This window comes from Bacillus cereus group sp. Bce041, from assembly GCF_052646455.1.
In genome coordinates this window covers 21,750-42,326 of the sequence record NZ_JBQXON010000012.1, presented here as the reverse complement: position 1 = coordinate 42,326, position 20,577 = coordinate 21,750, and the positions used below count along the sequence as shown (strand labels likewise).

The following is a 20,577-nucleotide window of genomic DNA, read 5'->3' as shown; positions in this document are numbered from 1 at the left end:
TTTCTTATAACCTCTGAATATGAGTATCCTTAAAATCCGTCTCATATTTCAATCCATATCCAAACATTCGATCCATTCCAATATGTGCTGTCCATATTAAGCCAATCATTATAACGGTATCTATCTTAAAATAGACACCTATTAGAACAATTAATATGGATATGATATATGTGTGACATACATTATATATTTTCGCACCAACGTGATTATTAATCCCATATGCTAACATTGATAGATCCGGCGCTAAAAGGAATACAAAAAATATAATCCAACTAAACTCATATATCGAATACATATAAATCGCGGCTAAAAATACAACCATTCCTTCAAAATGTACAATACGTTTTTGCATTATTTATCATTCCTATTTTTCTATATTTATTAATACATTTTCATCGCTAAAAGTATTCTTTTCATTTTTTGCATTTTTTGACCAGATGGTTGCTAATATTGGCCCTGCAATGTTATGCCATACTGCCACTAATACACTTGGGAGTGCAGCAGCCGGTCCAAAATGCAAAATACATTCCAGCTACATTACTTATCGCTTCTAGTACTTTCATCCACTCAGCCCCTATCTTTTAATTGAAACACCTTATTCGGATTCAAAATATTTTGCGGATCAAGAGCTTTCTTTATTTTCTCCATTACAAATAATGCTGCCCCATGCTCTTCTTCTTGATACTTTCGTTTTCCGATTCCAACGCCATGTTCTCCTGTACACGTTCCTCCTCGTTTAAGAGCATACTGAACGATACTTTCATTTATTTCGTCTGCCTTCTTCACTTCCTCTTTATCATTTGTATCAATCATTAAGAGTACATGGAAATTCCCATCCCCAACATGACCGAGAATACCGCCAATAAGCCCTACTTTATCTAATACCTCTTTCGCATGTTGAATCGCTCCAGCTAATTCCGAAATTGGCACACATACGTCTGTACTCATTAGCTTTTTACCAGGATAACTATGCACGTAAGAGTACGCTAAGTTATGTCTTGCATCCCACAGTTTATTTCTCGCTGCTGTTTCCATCTCAAACGCAATTTCTATACATTTATGATCAAGAACGATTTCTTTCGTAAATTCAATATCTTGCTTTAACCCTGCTTCATTGCCGTGAAACTCTAAAAACAGTGTCGGTTCTTCTCTGTAACTTGTTTCATTGTAATGATTTACTTGTTTCATAGATAATTCATCAACGAGTTCAATTCTCGCGATTGGAATACCTGCCTGTAATATGTTAATTACAGCTTCTACTGCATCATTTATAGTTGGAAACGATGCCCTCGCAGCCATAACATGTTCTGGTATACCGTATACTTTTAAAGTTAACTCCGTGAAACATCCAAGTGTTCCTTCTGAGCCTACGAAAATACCATTTAAATGATAACCTGATGATGACTTCGCCGCTAAATTCCCGGTATGTATTACTCCTCCATCAGCAAGAACGACTTCTAAATCTCGAACTTGATCACGCATTACCCCATACTTTACCGCTGTCGTTCCGCTCGCATTTGTAGCAGCCATTCCTCCTAACGTTGCATCAGCTCCTGGGTCTACACTAAAAAATAATCCATACTTTTTCAATTCTTTATTAAGCTGAGAGCGCGTCACCCCTGGCTGTACTCTCACAAGAAAATCCTTTTCTCTTATTTCAAGTATTTTGTTCATAAGAGAAAAGTCCATTGTAATTCCTTTTTCGTAAGGAATTACATGTCCCTCTAAACTGGACCCTACTCCAAATGGAACGACAGCTGTTCCGTGCTGAATCGCTATTTTCATTATCGCGCTAACTTCTTCGGTCGTTTTTGGAAAAACAACTACATCAGGTAAACTACTACTATGGTAAGATTCATCTTTACTATGTAACTCTCGTACTGTCATATTTATTACTACTCGATCTTCAGGAAGTATGCCTTTTAATTCATTTACTACATGTTCAATTGTTATTTCCATAATCAACTCTCCTTTTTAATTTTAAAACAAGTATACCATCTTTATACAAAATAATTAGAAAAATAAGATTATTAAACCTGAACATACAAAAAAGAACCTGCAGCACACGCTACAAGTTCTTTTTCACTACATTTTAAACGATTTCTTTATTAACAACATAAACCAAATTAAAGTAACTGCCATCAACGAATGAGAAAATCCTACAATATAAGTTAACCCTTTAAAGTCAGCTCCATTTAACTGAAGAAGCCCTCTCGCTGCTAGCGAACCTAACATTAATGTTAATGCAATATTATGTAAAACAAACCACTTATTAAACCCTTGCACTTCATGAAACGCGATTACTTTTGCTAATCCTAAAGCAATTAAAAAGAAGAAAAAGCCAAGTACAAGTGTATGCGTATGCAAAAGATTTAACAAAGTAGACCCTAAAATCCCTTTATACTTACCATACTCCCTAGCGAAAATCCCTGATAATAAACCGATAATCAAATACGTAAACGATGCATTATATAATTTCTTCATTATGTACCTCCTTGAGTAGAATGTATAGTGTGTCATATTTAGTAATAATGATAGTTATATAGTAAAAACTCCTAGTCACCTAGGAGTCATTGTATAAGCATCTCACTCTTTACAATCAATCCTAATTATAAGATATCTCTCTATACAAAACAAACGAACTTTATGTGAACAAACACCCCCATTAAAATATGTTGCACTTTTGTTTTACACAATCCATACTAATTGTTATAACTTTTTAAAGGTGGTGTAATTATTGATAGTTCTTGAAACTGAACGTCTTAATCTTCGCTGGTTTGATATAAAAGACGCTCCTTTTATTCTTGAGTTAGTAAACGATCCTGCATGGATTCAGTTTATCGGTGACAAAGGAGTTAGTAACTTAGAAGATGCAAAAAATTATATTGTAAACGGTCCCATCGATATGTATAACAAACTTGGATTCGGCCTTTACTTAGTAGAACGAAAAAAAGATCTCACTCCACTTGGTATGTGTGGCCTTATTAAAAGAGATTCATTAGAAGACGTTGATATCGGGTTTGCCTTTTTAGAGACATTCCGTTCAAAAGGATATGGCTACGAGTCAGCTTCTGCGATAATCGAATACGGTGTACAAAAGCTCGGCATGAAACGAATTGTAGCAATTACTTCTGTAGATAACATCGCCTCAGGAAAGCTTTTAGAAAAAGTAGGATTACGATTTGAGAAAATCATTTCAGATTCAGGAGAAGATTTAAAATTATTTGGGTATAACGCATAGTAAAGAAGGTCGCCGTGAATGGTGACCTTCTTTACTATTTTACTGATCTCGTCATAATACTTTTAGTTCCATTTATAGTTTTGCAGTAATTCTTGTGATTACTACTATGCCTTTCATATCACATTTTTTGGAAATTCATAGAAATAAAACTTTCACATTTAAATAAATTATATTAATATATCAAATAAAGGAAGTGAGAATAAATGGAACAACCGCTATTTTTATTAGTTCTTCAATTCATTGCATTCATATTAATCATTTGTATCGTATATGGAATGTTGTACAATACCGTATTAAATTTAAATATGCCTAAATGGACTGCACATATAGTAGCTACGGTCTTTTCCCTTGGTATTACCTATCAAGCTTTTATAAATTTTATTTGAAAAACTTTTGTAGCAATTACTTCTATTGTTGATGCAGTAAAGCTTTTAGAAAAAGCAGGATTGCAATTTGAGAGGGTTATTTCAAGATCAGAAAACGTAACCATTTTTTATACAGTCTTTCCAGCGCAAAATAGTGAAGAAGTTAGTTCCGCTGAAAGTGTGTTTGCATAAAAAGAAATGAATTTAATTGATGCTACAAAAATTTTATTTTAATTCTGGTTCTATTGTTTGGAATCGTTCTAGGGTACCATTTGTGTGGACTTTAAAAATTTTCATTTGCGCACCAAAATGTTGTGTTAAGTAAAATGTATCACCAGTTATTAAATTTCCAATCTTCCAATCAGGTTGATATGTACTTTCCATGGAACTTTCTAAATCCCCAATCATTATTAAATTGATATATAATGAAGATGAACTACTCAACATTTTCGTTAAAGATAGTCTATCAACCTCTAACTACCTAATGAACTCAAGTAAACACATCTTCAGTCATTTTAAGAGGTACAAAAGGCACCCTTTCGGGTGATTTTTGTATAAAAATTCTATTTTTTTATATTCGATACCAACCACGAACCTTTTTAAAATAATAGTATCATTATGTCTCCTTTTTAGAGATTATTTTTAATTACCTTTAATTTTTTGCACCAGAACCGGAAAATCCCTGACTACTCGAAATATCAACTATCAGGTGCTAATATTCAATAACGCGTACTGAAAATGATTAAACATTTTTATAAACCCGTGGAACATTTAAGAAATCAATTTTTCTCTTATCGAAATTTAATTAGCTTACAGTAATACAGTGGTCATATATTTTTAAGAATAACGGAAGAATATATAGAAATTGCTACAGAAATGTGAAGTTTAATTAATTTAGGAGGAACAAACTTGTTTAATCAGCTTGTAAAAGTTATACCGAATTTATTTACGATTGGAAATTTATTGTGCGGTGTTTTCTCAATCACCTTGAATATGAGTGAATATTTAAGAGCAGCCTCCATTCTCATTTTCTTTTCAGCTGTTTTAGATTTTCTTGATGGAAGAATTGCAAGAAAATTAAAAGTGAACAGTGAGTTTGGCGTAGAATTGGATTCCTTAGCTGATATTGTTAGTTTCGGCGTCGCTCCTGCGCTTTTATTTCATACGATAGCAACACCTTCTATTTTAACTTCTTTGGCATTTATCCTATTCCCAACAATGGGTGCTTTAAGATTAGCTAAATTTAGTATTAAACCAACTATTGGATATTTTAAGGGATTACCTATTCCAGCTGCAGGATTATCATTGGCTGGTATGGCATTGTTTTCATATAGTAATGCATGGATTACTTTAATCCTCGCCCTCTTAATGGTAAGTCCCATTAGGTTAAAAAAATTTTAATGAAGGTCACGCCCAACACCATTAAGGAGCATTTTAAATGGATTTAACGCGTCAATAAGTATAAAAAAGCGGGACAATAATATTAAATTAGGTGCCCTTCGAAAAATTAAAACCTTGTATTTATGGCTATTGGGTTAATCCATCGATATGTTATTCTGAAACGTCAGTCCACTTTTAACAGGAGCTCCCTTTATCAAGAGAGCTCCTGTTCTTATTTCTTCTTCTTTTCTGTCGGTTGGCTTTGTTTAGCAAAATTAGATGAATCATCAAAATTCGGTTGCTTTTTACCAGCATTATTACTTCTACCTTTTCCCATATGTAATGCACCTCCCCTCCCCCTTACTATTCCCAATAAAAAAATTCTCTTGCATCCAAGAGAATTTTAAATTGGGTTCTTATTGATAATACCTAAGTACTTCCAACACTGCCATTCCATAAAAGATGGATCCAATGTTAAATTATTTAATGCTAAAACAAATATTACATTTTCATATTTAACTGGATAATCAATTAATAATCCTAATGTATTTCCTGAATCTGCGCCAATTATGATTCCCTTTTCTAACACGTCATCTATAACTTCTTTTAATTATTCTTACCTAGCATATAATATTTTCCTACACATTGAGATTGCATGTTGTATAAGGAAGCCCTTCTTCTTTCCATGCAAGAAATCCTCCCTTTAAATTCACTACTTCCTTTATACCAGCTCTTTGTAAAATACTAGCTGCTATAGCGGAACGTAATCCGGTTCGACATTGCAAAACTATTGGAAAATCTTTCGGTATATAATCTAGTTGTTCAAATAGATTACCTAAAGTGATATGTATTGCATCATGAAGGTGTCCTTCCTCCCACTCTTTTTTACTACGCACATCGATAACCTTAACGCTTCCACCTTTTATATGCGGATATAATTCAATCGATGTTTTTTCTTTGTAACTTTCAAATCTATCAAGTCTTTGTATTACTTTTAAGGGTGCAAAAGCAATAATATTATCTAACCCAATAGATTCAAATTCTCTAATAACTGCCTCTACTTTAACCTTTTCCTCATCTAGAATTATTAAAGTTTCTTTTTTATAATCTAATAACCATCCACACCAAGTTGTGAAAGAATTGTTATAAGGTATGTTAATTGACTTCTCGATATGACCTGCAGCAAAACTCTCTACATCCCTTATATCAACTATTTGATAAACGCTCTTCAAAATTTCTTGAAGTTCTTCTACTGTATTAATAGCAGTACTTTTTCTCTTCTTACGAATTGGCGGACCATACTTATTTAAATTCTTCATTAATGAAAAATACATTGGAGGCTCTGGCTGTCCCGTCAATAAAGTCGATATAAAATCACTTTCTTCATTACACCGAAATGCCCAATTGAACATCTTTTCATAACCTAATGTAGAAGTTGGAATTGCTCCTAATGCTTTTCCACATGCGCTTCCCGCACCATGTGATGGCCATATTTGCAAATAATCAGGAAGTATTTTTATTTTTTGTATAGAATCAAATAATTGTTTCGCTCCTATTTTTGCAGTATCTTTAATACCGACTGCAGTTTCTAATAAATCCGGTCTTCCTATATCTCCTACAAATATAAAATCACCTGTGAATATTCCTATCGGTTTATCATTCGTATAATTATTTTGACTTGTATCAGTTACTAAAAAAGAAATACTTTCAGGCGTATGCCCTGGGGTGTGAATTACATTAAATTTTATATGACCTACTTTAAACTCTGTGTCCTCTCTAACCAATTTGTATCGACCTTCGTTAAGATATTGATATTTCCAATCACAATCTCCTTCATCAGATACATATAAATTTGCATGGTAAAGATTAGAAAGTTCTCTAGAACCAGAAAGAAAATCAGCATGAATATGAGTCTCAGCCGCAGCAATTACTTCCATCCCCTCTTTCTTAGCAAATTCTATATATTGTTCTATATAGCGACTAGGATCAATAACGATTGCTACGCCTTCTTTCTGACAACCGACTAAATAGGAAGCATGTGCTAATTTTTCATCATAAAAATATTTTAAAAGCATAGCTATTCCCTCCAATTAGTTATTTCAAATTAATTTTCAATTTTTGTAACCACTTTTTATCTTCTCCTATAGAATCCCTTTCAACATTAAATTCCAATACATATATGGCAACATATATCTTTTAAGTAAAAACATACTATACCGTTCTTTCGCTTGATTAAATGGAAACGTTTCTTGAGGTTCATGTTCATAGTTAAATTCAGCAAGTATAAGACTTTTATATCCTGTAACAATCGGACATGATGTATATCCATCATATTTAGCCTGTAAATCTCTTCCGCTAAGTACGTCCATAATATTTTGTTTTAAGACGGGTATTTGTTTTCGAATTGCTGCTCCAGTTTTAGAGGTAGGTAAATTGGTACAATCTCCAAGTCCAAAAATATTTTTATATTGCACATGCTGCAAAGTATAAGGGCTTATATCTACCCACCCCTGATGATCACTTATCTCACTCTCTTTAATAAAATTAGGTGGCCCCATTGGCGGAACAACATGTATCATACTATATGGTACGGTTTCTCTTTTTAGTGTTTGCGTATCTTCAAAAATTGCCTCTCTCTTTTCGGCGATAATTTCCACTAGATTTTTATTATACTTCGTTATAATTTGCTTTCTTTCTAGTACTTGTTCTAAAGTATTTGCATATCGTGGAACCTGAAATATGTTATTGTTTGCAGAATAAAATATTACTTTACTTCTGTTTCTTACACCACTATTACAAAAATACTCCTCTGCTAAGTACATAATTTTTTGTGGAGCACCACCGCATTTAATAGGAGTATTAGGGTGGGTAAAAAGCGCATTTCCTCCTTTAAATTTTTCGATTTCTCTCCAAGTAGAATCAACATATGTATAAGAATAATTGCTACATACCCCATTAGTGCCAATAGACTCTTTTAAGCCTTTAATACTGTCCCAATTTATTTGGATACCAGCTGCTACAATAAGAATTTCATACTCAAGTAGCAGTCCGTCATCTAAAAGTATCTTATTTTCAGATGGAAATAACTCAACAACACTTTTAGGGATCCACGTTGCCCCTTTTGGAATAAGCGATTCCTGATTACACATCGTACTTTCCTTTGAAACAATTCCTCCCCCCACTAAACTCCATAGTGGCTGAAAGTAATGTTTTTTTGATGGATCAATAATTGCTATACTTTCTTTCAATAGGGGTACATTTCGTAATAAATGTGCAGTAGAAGATAGTCCTGCTGTCCCAGCACCAATTACAATAATTTTATAACTATCTCTGGTCTTCATTATCCTCTTCCTATCTAAAATTGATTTTTAAATTAACTAATTAGTAGCCATTTTTTCATCGTAGTAACATGATTATAAGTTAAAAACATCATAGTTTTATCTGATTTAAATGAAAATTTTGTTAATTTTACCATCAACATTACTATATGCGTAAATCCCCTATGTTACTTCCATATTTTAGTTTTAATATTAAAAATATATATTATTATATAAAATAAAAATAATGCATTAAAATACTTTTCATGAATCCGGATAAGTAATGTTTAAAAAACAACAATTTTACTACAGTAATCAAGAACAGTTTTCTAAATTAAGTCACTGGAGAAAATATAACTCTGGCGCAATATCCCTACCAGCTTTCATTCCAATAGTAACTCCATGATATAACGTCAAAGATGAAATCCCTCAACTTAGGTATTTAACTTTTTAAATTTATACAAATGTCTTAGCTCTATGTACTGTGATATATAGGTCCACATCAATATGTTATTGTATCATATACTGAACAGATAATTTAAATTACTTTTATAAAGGATGATGAGGATGAACCTAGAAGATATACAAAAATCCTATGGCGTAATTGTAAGTTTAGGAGGATTGTGTCAAGTCACCAACCAAATCAAAAGACACAATTTAAGAACATTTTCTGGACCTTTAGATTGGTTTTATTATCCATCACTTTCAGATGTAAACAGATTACTTCAAAATCGATTTAAAAAATTTATGAAGTTGGAAAATATGGTTATAGAAGGTTCAGAAAGTTACGGTCTTATTGAATCAGAATTTGATAATCAAATTAAATGGGCAGAACGAATTACCTACTGTATAAAGGACACTTATTATAATTGTTTTTCAATGCATGATTTTCCTATTAATTCAGAAAAGGATTTGAAATCAACCTATCCTTCTTTTAAAGCTAAATTAGACACTAGAATTAACCGATTCCTTGAAAAAATAAATAGTAGTGAATCCATTTTATTCATTAGAATTTGGGGAAATCGAGATGAAGCGGTTGAATTACAAAACGTATTATCTAAAATTACAAATAAGGATTTTAATATTCTTATTGTTAATTTCAAGGAGGGTATATCTAATATTGTTGAACAAAATTGGGGAATATCGAGGGTTTGTTCAATTGAACTCCCACGTTATCAGGATAGATGGGAAGGTGATGATTCCGATTGGGATGTTATTTTAAACAAAATAACATTAACTTAATAATTTTCTTCTTACTTTTAACATGATTTGGCCCGTAAAATCAAATAGGTGTAGAGAAATAAAATTCCTATCTAATTGATACACACTTAATTAACAAAACGTTCATATAATAATTCGTAAGTCCTTCTTTATTGAATAAATAGTTCTTTACAAAATTAGTTCCATCACTAGAGCACCTTTATGCGGTGCTCTTTTTTGAATTTATAAAATGTAAAAATAGTTGTTCCATTTTCCTTCAAATGGTTAATTCCTTTTGTTATTCTTCTGTTAATTTCTGTAAAATCATTTATGCGATCAGCATATTCTGCTTATGTAGTGCATTCACAACTACTTACTTCCATACTTTATCTTATATTTTGTCTTCTTGGATATTTCATTATAAGCTTCTTCAATTCCCTTGATTTCCTTCCCCTTCTTTTATCTTAAGAACAAACAATTTCTTTCATTAATATTAAATAAACTAAAGCATAGATTTTAAAAGAACCTAATTTACATATAATTAATGATAAACTACAATGTGTATTCTCCACGTTTAATCAGCATCTGAATTATAAATCTAACATATTTTTTTAGTTGATTGTCATTATGGTACAACCGTGTATACATTTACCAAACAAACTACATAGTTTAAATTAGTAAAACATATAGAGAGGAAGGAAATAAATCTATGAAAGTCATAATTTTGTGTGGGGGAAAAGGGCTTCGGATGCAAGGAATTTTAGAGGACATTCCCAAACCATTAGTTCGAGTTCAAGGAAAGCCTCTCCTCTTGCATATAATGAATTGGTATAGAAAATATGGACATTCTGATTTCATTTTGCCCTTAGGATATAAAGGTGAGAAAATTAAGGAATATTTTATGGACTTTAGCTGGAAAGAGAATGACTTTAGTTTGAATTTTAAAACCAGTCAATATACGCTACTTCAGAAATTAGAAAATTGGAATATACACTTTATAGATACAGGAATTGATACAATGACCGGGGCAAGACTAAAAAAACTTGAATCCTTTGTACAGGGTGAAACCTTTTTATTAACTTATGGTGACGGATTAGCTAATATAGATATTGATCAACTAATAGCATTCCATAAAGAAAAAGGAAAAATTGCTACATTAACTGGAATTTAAAAAAATAGTCAATACGGCCTATTGGCGGTCGAAGATGGAATTGCTATTGATTTTAAAGAAAAACCATTACTTGATGAAGTAATTAATGGCGGTTTTTTTGTATTTAACAAAGAAATATTCAATTATTTAAGTAATAATGATGATTGTGTTCTAGAAGAAGATCCTCTTCGAAATTTAATAAAAGACAATGAGCTCGCCGTCTATGAACACAATGACTTTTGGGCTAGTGTCGATACACCTAAAGATTTAAAAACTGTAAATGAAAGTTGGAATCCAAATAAATTTTAGTGGAGAGGACTGAATAAGCATTGAACTCTAATGATAAAAAAATAAGTTTACCTCGATTGTACATCCCCTCTAATGAGAAAATAGTTAACCCACTTTCAACAGGAATTAAAGCTTCAAATCTCTCCAAAAAAAATACTCAAAAAAGAATTAATCCCCAATTCTATAATCAACAACATAATCTAAATAATCATTTCTGCGTCATTGTAGGTAGTGAGTATGTCTTGAAAATGATTGCTTTACAGCAATCATTAATGCAGTACTCAGAAAAATTCACATTGTGGATTTGTTGTATAGATCCTTTTGCATATTCACTATTAAAAGAAATGAGTTTAATTAATGTAAACCTTTTACAAGTTGAAGAATTAGAAGATCGTGAACTAAAAGCAATTAAGAGAAAAAGAAAAGTAAATGAATATTGTTGGACTTTAAAATCTGTCTTGATAGAATATTTATTGGTCAATTATGATTTACCATCTATTCTATATTGTGATGGTGATTTATGTTTTTTCTCTGACCCTAATATTATTTTTGAGGAATGGGGTGACCATTCTATTTTCCTAACCCCCCAAAGAGATCGGGATTGGGTAGAAAAAATGTATGGAAAATATCAGGCTGGTCTAATTGGATTTAAGAATGACCTCTATGGACTAAAAAGTGTAAGATGGTGGAAAAATAAATGTATAGATTGGTGCAGTGCCGAGGCTGAGGAGGGAAAATTTGGCGACCAAAAGTATTTAGATTATATCCCTATTTATTTTCCAAAAGTAAAAATTTCAAATAACTTAGGTATAAATGCTGCGCCTTGGAACTGTATATATAATAACGATTATAAAATTGACAAGACTAAAAACGATATATTTATTGAAAACGACAAACTAGTTGTTTACCATTTTGCATGTATTACTATCTTTACTGAAAATGATTTTGATCTTTGGTCTTTGGGAGAAATTTCAATACCCAATAATATATTAAACCATATTTACACTCCGTATTTAGAGAGAATTCAATTTATTTTAAAGCAATTAAAGGATAAATTCAATAAAGGTACTAAACAATTTTTAAGTAAAAAAGATATAAATAAAGCTCAAACTTTATATAAAGATTCACAATTAAGAAGAAAAATGAATCAATCCAATCATTTTATGAACTTTTCCATGATTATAAGTAAAGAACGATTAATTCAAGGATTGACCTCTTATTATTCCTTAGAAAATTTCAACGCTAAATTTACTGTATGGATCTGTTGTATGGATGATTTAACTTATCAAATATTAGAGAAATTAAAATTAAAGCACGCCATCCTAATTCCGGTAAAAGATATTGAAAATCATGAACTCCTCAGTATAAAAAATGATAGAAGTTTACAAGAATATTGTTGGACATTAAAAGCACCCCTATGTCTACATGTCCTTAGTCTTTATCCGGAAGTTGATCACATTATATATTGTGATGCTGATATGTATTTCTTTACAGCACCTAATATCATTCTTGATGAGTGGTGGAAATACTCTGTATTCCTTTGCCCTCAAAGAAGCTCTACTGAAATTGAAAGCATACACAGTATATACCAAGCTGGTTTAGTAGGCTTCAAAAACGATCAAAATAGTAAAGAAATTTTAACATGGTGGAAAGATAAATGCCTAGAATATTGTAATAATCATTATGATGTTGAAATGGATAGATGGGGTGATCAAAAATATTTAAATCACATTCCTAACATCTTTTCTAATATAAAAATCATGACTCATAGAGGTATTGATGCAGCACCATGGAATGTCATTTTAAATAGCAGTTCTATATCCAAAACAGATAATAAAGTTTTTATTGATCAAGATGAATTAATAGCTTTTCATTTTGGAAGTATGCAAATTATTAATCCAAATGAGTTCGATTTATGGAAACACGAAACTTTAGAATTACCTCCAGCAGTTTTAGATTATATATACATTCCTTATATTGAACAATTGAATAAGACATGTCATACCCTTCATAATACTTTTCAAAAACCTTCCTCTTCTTTATTTGCTGACCAAATTGATACAACAACAATAAAAAATCATTTTAAATACCCCTCCCCTCATCACAATTAAAACTGATACTTTCCTTATTTAAAAATAAATCTATTTATTTCAGCAACTAAAAATACATCTTAATAAAGGATAGATTATCACTATGATTGCTTCATTTAAAAATAAAACTTTCCTTATTACTGGTGGATACGATTTTATTGGTTCTCACTTGGCACGAAGACTTTTAAATTTACAAGCAAAAATTGTTCTTTTCATAAGAACACCATCAAACTCTTGGAGACTAAAGGATATTCTAAAATATATTGAAACCTATGAAATAGATATACGAGATAAAAAACAAGTACAAGATGCAATAAAGAAAATTAATCCCGATTATATCTTTCACCTGGCAGCCTATGGTGTAAATTCTGCCCATACAGATTACATCCATGCTATAGAAACAAATGTTATAGGGACTTGTAACATTATTCAAGCAGCGAAATTGGTGAATTGTAAAAAAATCATCAATTTTGGGAGTAGTTCTGAATACGGTAACAAGATGGAACCTATTCATGAAAATATGTTACTAACTCCTGTGGATATCTATGGAAGTACCAAAGCTGCTGCTACTATACTCGCCCATCAAATTGCTAGCGAAAACAATATTAATCTTATAACATTAAGACCTTTTGGCATATTCGGAGAAGGCGAAGAGCCGCATAAAATTTTCAGCTATATAATCTTGCGAGTATTACAAAACAAAGATGTAAATTTAACTTTATGTAATCAATTAAGAGACTATTGTTATATAGAAAATGTAATAGATGCCTGTATCCTAGCAGTAGAAAATACTACTGTACAAAATGAAATCTTTAATATTGGGAGCGGCACTATTCACCCCTTGAAACATTATGTAGAATTATTATTCAAACATTTGAAAACCAATTCCAGACCAAATTACGGTGCAATTTCCTCTAGAACAAACGAAAGATGGGTTCCTGAAGCAGATGTGCAAAAAATAAAAAACTCTCTTTCCTGGGAACCTAGAATTAATATTGAAGAAGGAATTATAAAAACTGTTAATTGGTATAAAAATAATAAACATTTATACCTAACCCCCTAAAAATAGGGTACTAAAGGAGGTGGACTAATTGTTAAACCAAAACTTTAATAAGGCTTTTTACGGAAAAACAATTTTAATTACTGGACATACTGGTTTTAAAGGTTCTTGGTTATCTCTATGGTTGAATGAATTAGGTGCTACCGTAATCGGATATTCATTAGATCCTAAAAATAAAAATGATAACTTTAACATTACTAACCTTCAAAATAATATAATTGATATTCGTGGAGACATTAGAGATTTTAATAAATTAAATAAGGTTTTTACAGATTATAAACCTGAAATTGTATTCCATTTAGCTGCCCAACCTCTAGTTAAGTATTCATATGAATATCCTAGAGAAACATACGAGGTAAACGTTGTAGGAACTATGAATGTACTAGAGGCAATTCGATTACATGAATCAGCTAAAATAGGAATTATGGTGACAAGTGACAAGTGCTATGAAAATAAAGAATGGCCTTGGGGTTATCGTGAAATTGACCCTATAGGCGGCTATGACATATATAGCTCAAGCAAAGGATGCTGTGAACTTTTAATTTCTTCCTATCGAAATTCTTACTTTTCAGAAGAAAACTTTTCTCAACACAAGAAAATAATTGCAAGCGTTCGAGCTGGTAATGTAATTGGTGGTGGTGATTGGTCAATAGATAGAATTATTCCTGATTGTATACGAGCATTAGAATCAAACAAAAACATTATTATTAGAAACCCTACTGCTATTAGACCCTGGCAACATGTACTAGAACCCTTAAGCGGGTATTTACTCCTTACAGAAAAAATTATAAATAATGGTATCCTTTATTCAGGAGCATGGAACTTCGGGCCATCCCTAAGCAATATTGTTCCAGTTGAAAAATTAGTAACCAGTTTACTAGATATTTGGGGCTGCGGGGATTGGACAGCAGAAAATATAGGTCCAATAAATTTTCATGAAGCAAATTTACTAAATCTTGACATTAGCAAAGCAAAATTCAATCTTAATTGGCAGCCAAAATGGTCCCTACAACAGACTTTAGAAAATACAATAGAATGGTATAAACATTATAATTCTTACACCAGTTCTGAGATGATAAATCTATGTATTAGCCAAATCAAACAATATTGCATGCTTTGAACTACTCCCACTTACCCATACTTGCTGTGAGTTCCTTATGGAGGGAGTCTTCTTAGTTAAAATAATAAAAGATACATTAATTTTTATAGTCTAAATTATAAACCTACTATACCTAAAATTATGTGATTGTCCATTAACAAAGATTTTATTTCTTCGGTTATTTCAAATCAACTATTGACATTATATTGAAGAATAAAGGAATCACGTATTTTTCTAGTGATTCCCTTGTTCTGAGAAAATAATGTCTTGCTTTAACGACAATACAGTATATGCGATTATTAATTTATTTGTTCTAGTTATGAAAAAATCTATTCCTGTCAAAAGAGCTTTCTTCAAAGAAAAACTTCCTATTTTCTTCTACTTATCCTACCCGAAAAGTAACTAAGATGAAAATTTTGATAATTATATCTACTATATAGAATTATACTGAGCTTTAACAATTTTATAATTATCCCCTTCTTGTAGCTATTCCACTAAATTTCATGCTTATATATTGATTCTCTCATTTATTATCACCAATGTTGATGAATTCATGCATTGCTTATTCTATACAAAAATTGCTTTTTGAATTATCTTTTCAGAATAAGTAAAGAAGGCTTTCTCTTTTATGCACTTCTTCCCTACCAGTCTTTAATTTGCCTTTAATCAACAATAAGAACAAATCTTCAATATAGTACATCTTCTATAAAACAAAACCATAAGTAAGATAATTTCACTATTACAAATAATGAGATAGTCTGTTTCACCTTTTTACATTATCTAAAAAAAGAACTTGTAGGAATTCTTACAAGTTCTTTTTTTGTTTTCTTTATTCTCTTCTTATTTACATACGCAAGATTTATATATTTGGTGTTGATACATACTATATGTATCCGATAAAATAATTTTAAAATTAATACGTAATTGATCCGTTTTAAGAAAAGGAAATTTCATAAATCTTCAATCACAGTTTCTAAGTTCACCTGATAGAACATACAAAGACTCATATCATCTTTTGATAATTTTTGGATGTTTTATTCTAAGTATATTCGACACTAATTGATTGTTTTTTATGAATTTTCTTGAAAAATATTGTAATATCACTCCATTTTTTCTTCTATTTTGTTATGATGTTTATAATTAAATTGGATTAGGATTTTTTTAGAAAATGGGGGCGTATATTATGAGTGTTTCAGTAAAGGGAAATGAGCAATTAACCTCTCTATTGAACGACTGGTATCGAGCTATGCTATCTCAACAAGTTATAAAAGCTACTAATCTAAAAAAGAAAATTGATGAAAAAATTAATAAGTTAAGCATTGAACCGGATCAAGAACATCAGGATCAAAATTTGTTACTATACTATTCACTACTCGAATTTCGTTACAAGGTCTTAACAGATAGCCTTGGTATTCAACAAAATAGTTTTGATACTATTAGCGATTATGATATGCCTACAGATCAATTTCTACAATTCTATTATCATTTTTTCAAATCCATTCATTCCACTTTTATATCAAATTATACTGAGGCAGAGGAACATTATAAACTAGCAGAAAAAATATTGGTAGCTATACCAGATGAAATTGAACATGCTGAATTTTACTATAGAATTGCTACTTTCTATCACCATACCTATAACAATCTCGCTTCTATCGACTACGCAAATAAATCGAGAGCAATCTTTTCAAAGTACGAAGGTTATGAAGTAAAAACAGCCTTTTGTAATAGTTTGCTAGGTGGTTGCTGCATCTATTTAAAACAGTACGAACAAGCAGAAGAATATCTACATTGTGCAATTGATTTACTACAAAAAAATAGGGAAGAAGATTCCTTGTTATACGTAAAAAATATTATGGGGTGGCTGTATTCTGATCAAAGTATGTCTACTTTAGCTATTCGTCACCTTTCAGAAGTAACAGAGAAAATCCCTACACACTTCAAGGCCATCTTCCTACAAGCTAAGGAACATTATAAGTTAGGAGAACAATCAACGGCCAGCCAACTCATTGATAAGGGACTACAGATTTGCAGAGAGATTCATAACGAAGAATATACACACCACTTCTCTATTTTAAAAAAATTAAACGAAAATATTCCATTGGAAGAATTAGAAAAAATCATTCAAGAAGGAATCTTATACTTTGAGGAAGAAGAATTATGGGAATATGTTGTCGAATACGCCGAATTATTTGCCACAAAATGTAGACAATTAGAGAACCACCAAAAAGTAAGTGACTATTTCCATATTTGTTATCAAGCAAGACAAAAATCAATCGCAAAAGGAGTGTTAAAATAATGAAAAAAATTAGCTTATTATTATCAAGCATTGCTTTTATTGGGGTATTAACGGTGGGAATTTTTCAGTTTTCTAAAACAGATCAGCTTGCTACTCATGGGCATTATCCTGCTCCTTCATATAGTGTTGGCGATTATGGTGGTGCACCACCACAAATTTAATGTACATGTATTTAAAACCCTCCAAATGGAGGGTTTTTAAATGGCTTATCTGCTTGTTCAATACGCATAGAGAGTACAATACTTATTTACTATGTTATAAGATTTTTCATTTCCACTCTGTAACAAGATTCTAGCATTCTCTCCTAGAATCTCAACTTAAATCTTAAATCCACCAATTAACTCTTGAAGTTCTTCCGCCATCTGTGCTAATTGTATTGCTGAAGAATTTATCTCTTCCATAGAAGCATGTTGTTCCTCAGATGAACCAGCTATCGTTTGCATACTTGAAGAATTTTCTTTTACAGCCATAGCTATTTGATCAATCGATGTATCAACTTTCATTGCATCAGTTGTCATTTTATTTGATAGTTCTACCATACCATGCACTTTTGATACAATATCATTTGCAGATTTTGAAATCTCATAAAAACTTTGTTTTGTATCGTTCGCAACTTTAATTCCCGACTGTACTTCTACTCCCACTTCATTCATAGCTTTTACAGTCTCATGTACGTCTGCTTGTATTTCCTTAATTAAGCTTCCAATTTCCATCGAAGATTCGGATGATTGCTCTGCTAGCTTCCTAACTTCATCGGCAACAATTGCAAACCCTCTCCCCTGTTCCCCAGCTCTTGCTGCTTCAATCGCTGCATTTAATGCTAATAAATTTGTTTGTTCCGCAATATTTTGAATCGCTTCTAATATACTGCCAATTTGCTGTGATTTCTTATCTAATAATTTTATGACATTATCTGATTGAGAAACAGAGTGATGGATAGACTGCATTTGTGTTACAGTTTGTTCTACTAATTGTTCACCTTCATTTGCTTTTTGTTTAGTGTATATGGAGGAAGTCGATACTTCAGAAGCATTCTCAGCTACGTATTGAATATTTCGTGTTACCTCACCAATTAATTCAGCTCCAGACTCAACTTCATTATTTTGAACCTCTGCACTGTTCGAGATTTCTTCCATCTCTTTTGTAATTTGTTCTGTCGCAACACTTGCTTGCTCTACACTAGCAGTTAGTTCCTCAGAAGACGCAGCTACATGTCCTGCAGATGTGTTAATTTGAGAAATAATATTACGTAACGACTCTGCCATTGTATTGAAACTACCACCTAATTGACCAAGTTCATCCTTTGAACGAATATCTATTTTCTCGGTTAAATCTCCTTGACTAATTCTTTGAGCTGACATGACTAATTGTCTTAGTGGAGTAATTATAGATTTGAGTATGAATAGAATTACAATTCCACCTAACAATAATGAAGCACCTATTATAGTGAGTGTTTTATAAAAAATAGGATTGGTAGCTTCTTCAATTTCTTTCGTAGGCATTACGCCAGCTATTTTCCAACCTGTTTTTTTATTTGTCTTAAAGCTTATGTTTCGATCTTCGCCATTGAGGCTATAAGTAATTACTCCATCTTCTGTCTTGTACAATTCATCCACTAAAGTTTTCTCTAATTTCTCTCCAGGCTTTAGTGATGGATGAACAACTATAGTTTTATCTTGACTAACTATAGATACAAATCCTTGCTTCCCAATTTTTATCATTTTGGATGTTTTTACGATATCTTTAATATTCAAATCTACGCCAATGACACCACTTTTATCTGCATTCTGCTTTGCAATTGCAATTACCATATTTCCTGTAGACTTTGATTTATATGGAGATGAAACAATAATCTCTCCATCTGCTTTTACTGCATCCTTATACCAACTACTTTCTAGCGGATTAAACCCTTCTGGTATTTTTCCAACAGGTGCATGAATAAATTGATTGTTACTGGATGCCGTATAAATCGTTTCTATCTCTGGATGTAACTGTATATATTGATCAAATTTATTCTGTACATTTTGCGATTGTTCAGGATTATAATCCCCTTGTGTGAGTACCTTTGCAAAATGAGTGATATCTGTATGCTTATTTTCTAATTCATCATCAACAATCTTATCTAAAATACTTATATTATCTTTTGCTGATTGTAGAATTGTTTCATTAAGATCTGTTTTTGCTTTATTATAAGATGATACTCCTACGATAAGGCTTGGTATAATTAATATTGCTATAAATGCCATAGACAACTTCGTTTTAAGCTTTATTTGTCCCAATCTTTCTTTTATATTAAACACTAGATACTTCTCCTTTTCATTTTTACTACTTATATAGTTTATTTAAATTTTTCTCCTTTACTTTTCCATATTCATTTATTGTACCATTCGAAATGAAACCACAATTAAATCCTATTATCCGTACTTTATAATTTAGAGATTTACTTTTCACAGACAGAGTTTTATCTGTCCTCCTTTCAAATATGTTATTTTTCTAGATTCAGCAATTATTAGACTACGAATTATTCCAAATAAACTTGATGCAACATATACTTCATTTAAAAAATAATTATTGGATTCGTTTGGATAAAAATTTGATTTAGCGCTATTCCAATCAGATGAAATCCTTACCATAATAAATTCACAAAACATAACTAAGTAAATTTATTCCTTTAATAATTATATTTAACTGCCTTTTAACCATTCTAACTGTATTACTTCATCGTTTTATCTGTTTATTACAATCACTTTTGTTTTATTGAATCACTAAACTATAAATTCTAGATAGGAGAATAAAATAAATTAGAGAATTACATTGTAACATATATATATAAGTTGTTGATATTAAAATTTAAAACTTTACTATTTTTCATATGCAATATTACATGCGAAAAGCCATAATTTTTTTGTTATACTATGCATGTGGATTTTTCATCCAAAAATCCACCCAAACGCATATTTATGTATATGCCACCCTAATTGATGAAAGTGAGAAGAATGTTTATCATTTTTCTCACTTTTTTATTTAGGCTCTGTTAATATTGATTATTGATAAAAAGTATTAAATAAGGGAAGACACCTTAGAATTG

General features: G+C 31.3%; 17 protein-coding genes and 1 pseudogene. 10 read left to right on the top strand and 8 right to left on the bottom strand.

Going from position 1 to position 20,577, the window contains the following annotated elements; translation table 11 throughout:
* Window positions 1–4 precede the first annotated feature (4 nt).
* From ACUN13_RS25675 to ACUN13_RS25660, 4 genes are all read right to left on the bottom strand, one after another.
* Window positions 5–352, bottom strand: coding sequence for a DUF4260 domain-containing protein (locus tag ACUN13_RS25675; RefSeq protein ID WP_001172057.1), 348 nt, complete (start codon window positions 350–352; stop codon window positions 5–7).
* Between the two features lie 12 nt (window positions 353–364).
* Window positions 365–520, bottom strand: coding sequence for a hypothetical protein (locus tag ACUN13_RS25670; protein ID WP_000545396.1), 156 nt, complete (start codon window positions 518–520; stop codon window positions 365–367).
* Between the two features lie 47 nt (window positions 521–567).
* Window positions 568–1,959 carry an FAD-binding oxidoreductase gene (locus tag ACUN13_RS25665; protein WP_000406570.1) on the bottom strand — a complete coding sequence of 464 codons (1,392 nt, stop codon included), beginning with the start codon at window positions 1,957–1,959 and terminating at the stop codon, window positions 568–570.
* Window positions 1,960–2,085: 126 nt separating this feature from the next.
* Window positions 2,086–2,484, bottom strand: coding sequence for a DUF2871 family protein (locus ACUN13_RS25660; protein WP_409532510.1), 399 nt, complete (start codon window positions 2,482–2,484; stop codon window positions 2,086–2,088).
* A 253-nt stretch (window positions 2,485–2,737) separates the two neighbouring features.
* Between ACUN13_RS25660 and ACUN13_RS25655 the strand changes: the two genes are divergently transcribed.
* Window positions 2,738–3,241 (top strand): GNAT family N-acetyltransferase, encoded by a 504-nt coding sequence (locus tag ACUN13_RS25655; protein WP_000636208.1) that lies wholly within the window; start codon window positions 2,738–2,740, stop codon window positions 3,239–3,241.
* Between the two features lie 203 nt (window positions 3,242–3,444).
* Window positions 3,445–3,627, top strand: a complete 183-nt coding sequence (locus ACUN13_RS25650; RefSeq protein ID WP_000437513.1) for a hypothetical protein — start codon at window positions 3,445–3,447, stop codon at window positions 3,625–3,627.
* Between the two features lie 204 nt (window positions 3,628–3,831).
* Here ACUN13_RS25650 and ACUN13_RS25645 read toward each other — a convergent pair whose 3' ends face one another.
* Window positions 3,832–4,014: a DUF5065 family protein gene (locus ACUN13_RS25645; protein WP_002000399.1), complete on the bottom strand. Its 183-nt coding sequence runs from the start codon at window positions 4,012–4,014 to the stop codon at window positions 3,832–3,834.
* Window positions 4,015–4,515: 501 nt separating this feature from the next.
* On the opposite strand from ACUN13_RS25645, the gene pssA reads away from it, so the two are divergent.
* Window positions 4,516–5,007: a CDP-diacylglycerol--serine O-phosphatidyltransferase gene (pssA, locus tag ACUN13_RS25640; RefSeq protein WP_409532509.1), complete on the top strand. Its 492-nt coding sequence runs from the start codon at window positions 4,516–4,518 to the stop codon at window positions 5,005–5,007.
* Window positions 5,008–5,624: 617 nt separating this feature from the next.
* On the opposite strand, the gene ACUN13_RS25635 is transcribed toward pssA, so the two are convergent.
* Both ACUN13_RS25635 and ACUN13_RS25630 read right to left on the bottom strand, forming a co-directional pair.
* Window positions 5,625–7,061 carry an MBL fold metallo-hydrolase gene (locus ACUN13_RS25635; protein WP_409532508.1) on the bottom strand — a complete coding sequence of 479 codons (1,437 nt, stop codon included), beginning with the start codon at window positions 7,059–7,061 and terminating at the stop codon, window positions 5,625–5,627.
* A 66-nt stretch (window positions 7,062–7,127) separates the two neighbouring features.
* Window positions 7,128–8,327: an FAD/NAD(P)-binding oxidoreductase gene (locus ACUN13_RS25630; RefSeq protein ID WP_409532507.1), complete on the bottom strand. Its 1,200-nt coding sequence runs from the start codon at window positions 8,325–8,327 to the stop codon at window positions 7,128–7,130.
* A gap of 543 nt (window positions 8,328–8,870) precedes the next feature.
* On the opposite strand from ACUN13_RS25630, the gene ACUN13_RS25625 reads away from it, so the two are divergent.
* The 7 genes and pseudogenes from ACUN13_RS25625 (at window position 8,871) to ACUN13_RS25595 (ending at window position 17,650) form a co-directional block, all read left to right on the top strand.
* Window positions 8,871–9,545, top strand: a complete 675-nt coding sequence (locus ACUN13_RS25625; RefSeq protein ID WP_001047153.1) for a papain-like cysteine peptidase — start codon at window positions 8,871–8,873, stop codon at window positions 9,543–9,545.
* A gap of 667 nt (window positions 9,546–10,212) precedes the next feature.
* Window positions 10,213–10,962 (top strand): annotated as a pseudogene (locus ACUN13_RS25620) (sugar phosphate nucleotidyltransferase).
* Between the two features lie 20 nt (window positions 10,963–10,982).
* Window positions 10,983–13,052 carry a glycosyl transferase gene (locus tag ACUN13_RS25615; RefSeq protein ID WP_445424014.1) on the top strand — a complete coding sequence of 690 codons (2,070 nt, stop codon included), beginning with the start codon at window positions 10,983–10,985 and terminating at the stop codon, window positions 13,050–13,052.
* A gap of 82 nt (window positions 13,053–13,134) precedes the next feature.
* Complete coding sequence (locus ACUN13_RS25610) at window positions 13,135–14,094, top strand: NAD-dependent epimerase/dehydratase family protein (protein ID WP_409532505.1); 960 nt, start codon at window positions 13,135–13,137, stop codon at window positions 14,092–14,094.
* A 28-nt stretch (window positions 14,095–14,122) separates the two neighbouring features.
* Window positions 14,123–15,211 carry a CDP-glucose 4,6-dehydratase gene (gene rfbG, locus ACUN13_RS25605; RefSeq protein ID WP_409532504.1) on the top strand — a complete coding sequence of 363 codons (1,089 nt, stop codon included), beginning with the start codon at window positions 14,123–14,125 and terminating at the stop codon, window positions 15,209–15,211.
* Window positions 15,212–16,373: 1,162 nt separating this feature from the next.
* The gene (locus ACUN13_RS25600; RefSeq protein WP_000116952.1) at window positions 16,374–17,489 is read left to right on the top strand and encodes a Rap family tetratricopeptide repeat protein; all 1,116 of its coding nucleotides are present in this window, start codon (window positions 16,374–16,376) and stop codon (window positions 17,487–17,489) included.
* Entirely contained in the window at window positions 17,489–17,650 is a 162-nt protein-coding gene (locus tag ACUN13_RS25595) for a hypothetical protein (RefSeq protein WP_000724116.1), read from the top strand. The genes ACUN13_RS25600 and ACUN13_RS25595 overlap by 1 nt, the downstream gene beginning before the upstream one ends.
* Before the next feature lie 156 nt (window positions 17,651–17,806).
* Here ACUN13_RS25595 and ACUN13_RS25590 read toward each other — a convergent pair whose 3' ends face one another.
* Window positions 17,807–19,789: a methyl-accepting chemotaxis protein gene (locus ACUN13_RS25590; RefSeq protein ID WP_025687841.1), complete on the bottom strand. Its 1,983-nt coding sequence runs from the start codon at window positions 19,787–19,789 to the stop codon at window positions 17,807–17,809.
* Window positions 19,790–20,577 lie beyond the last annotated feature (788 nt).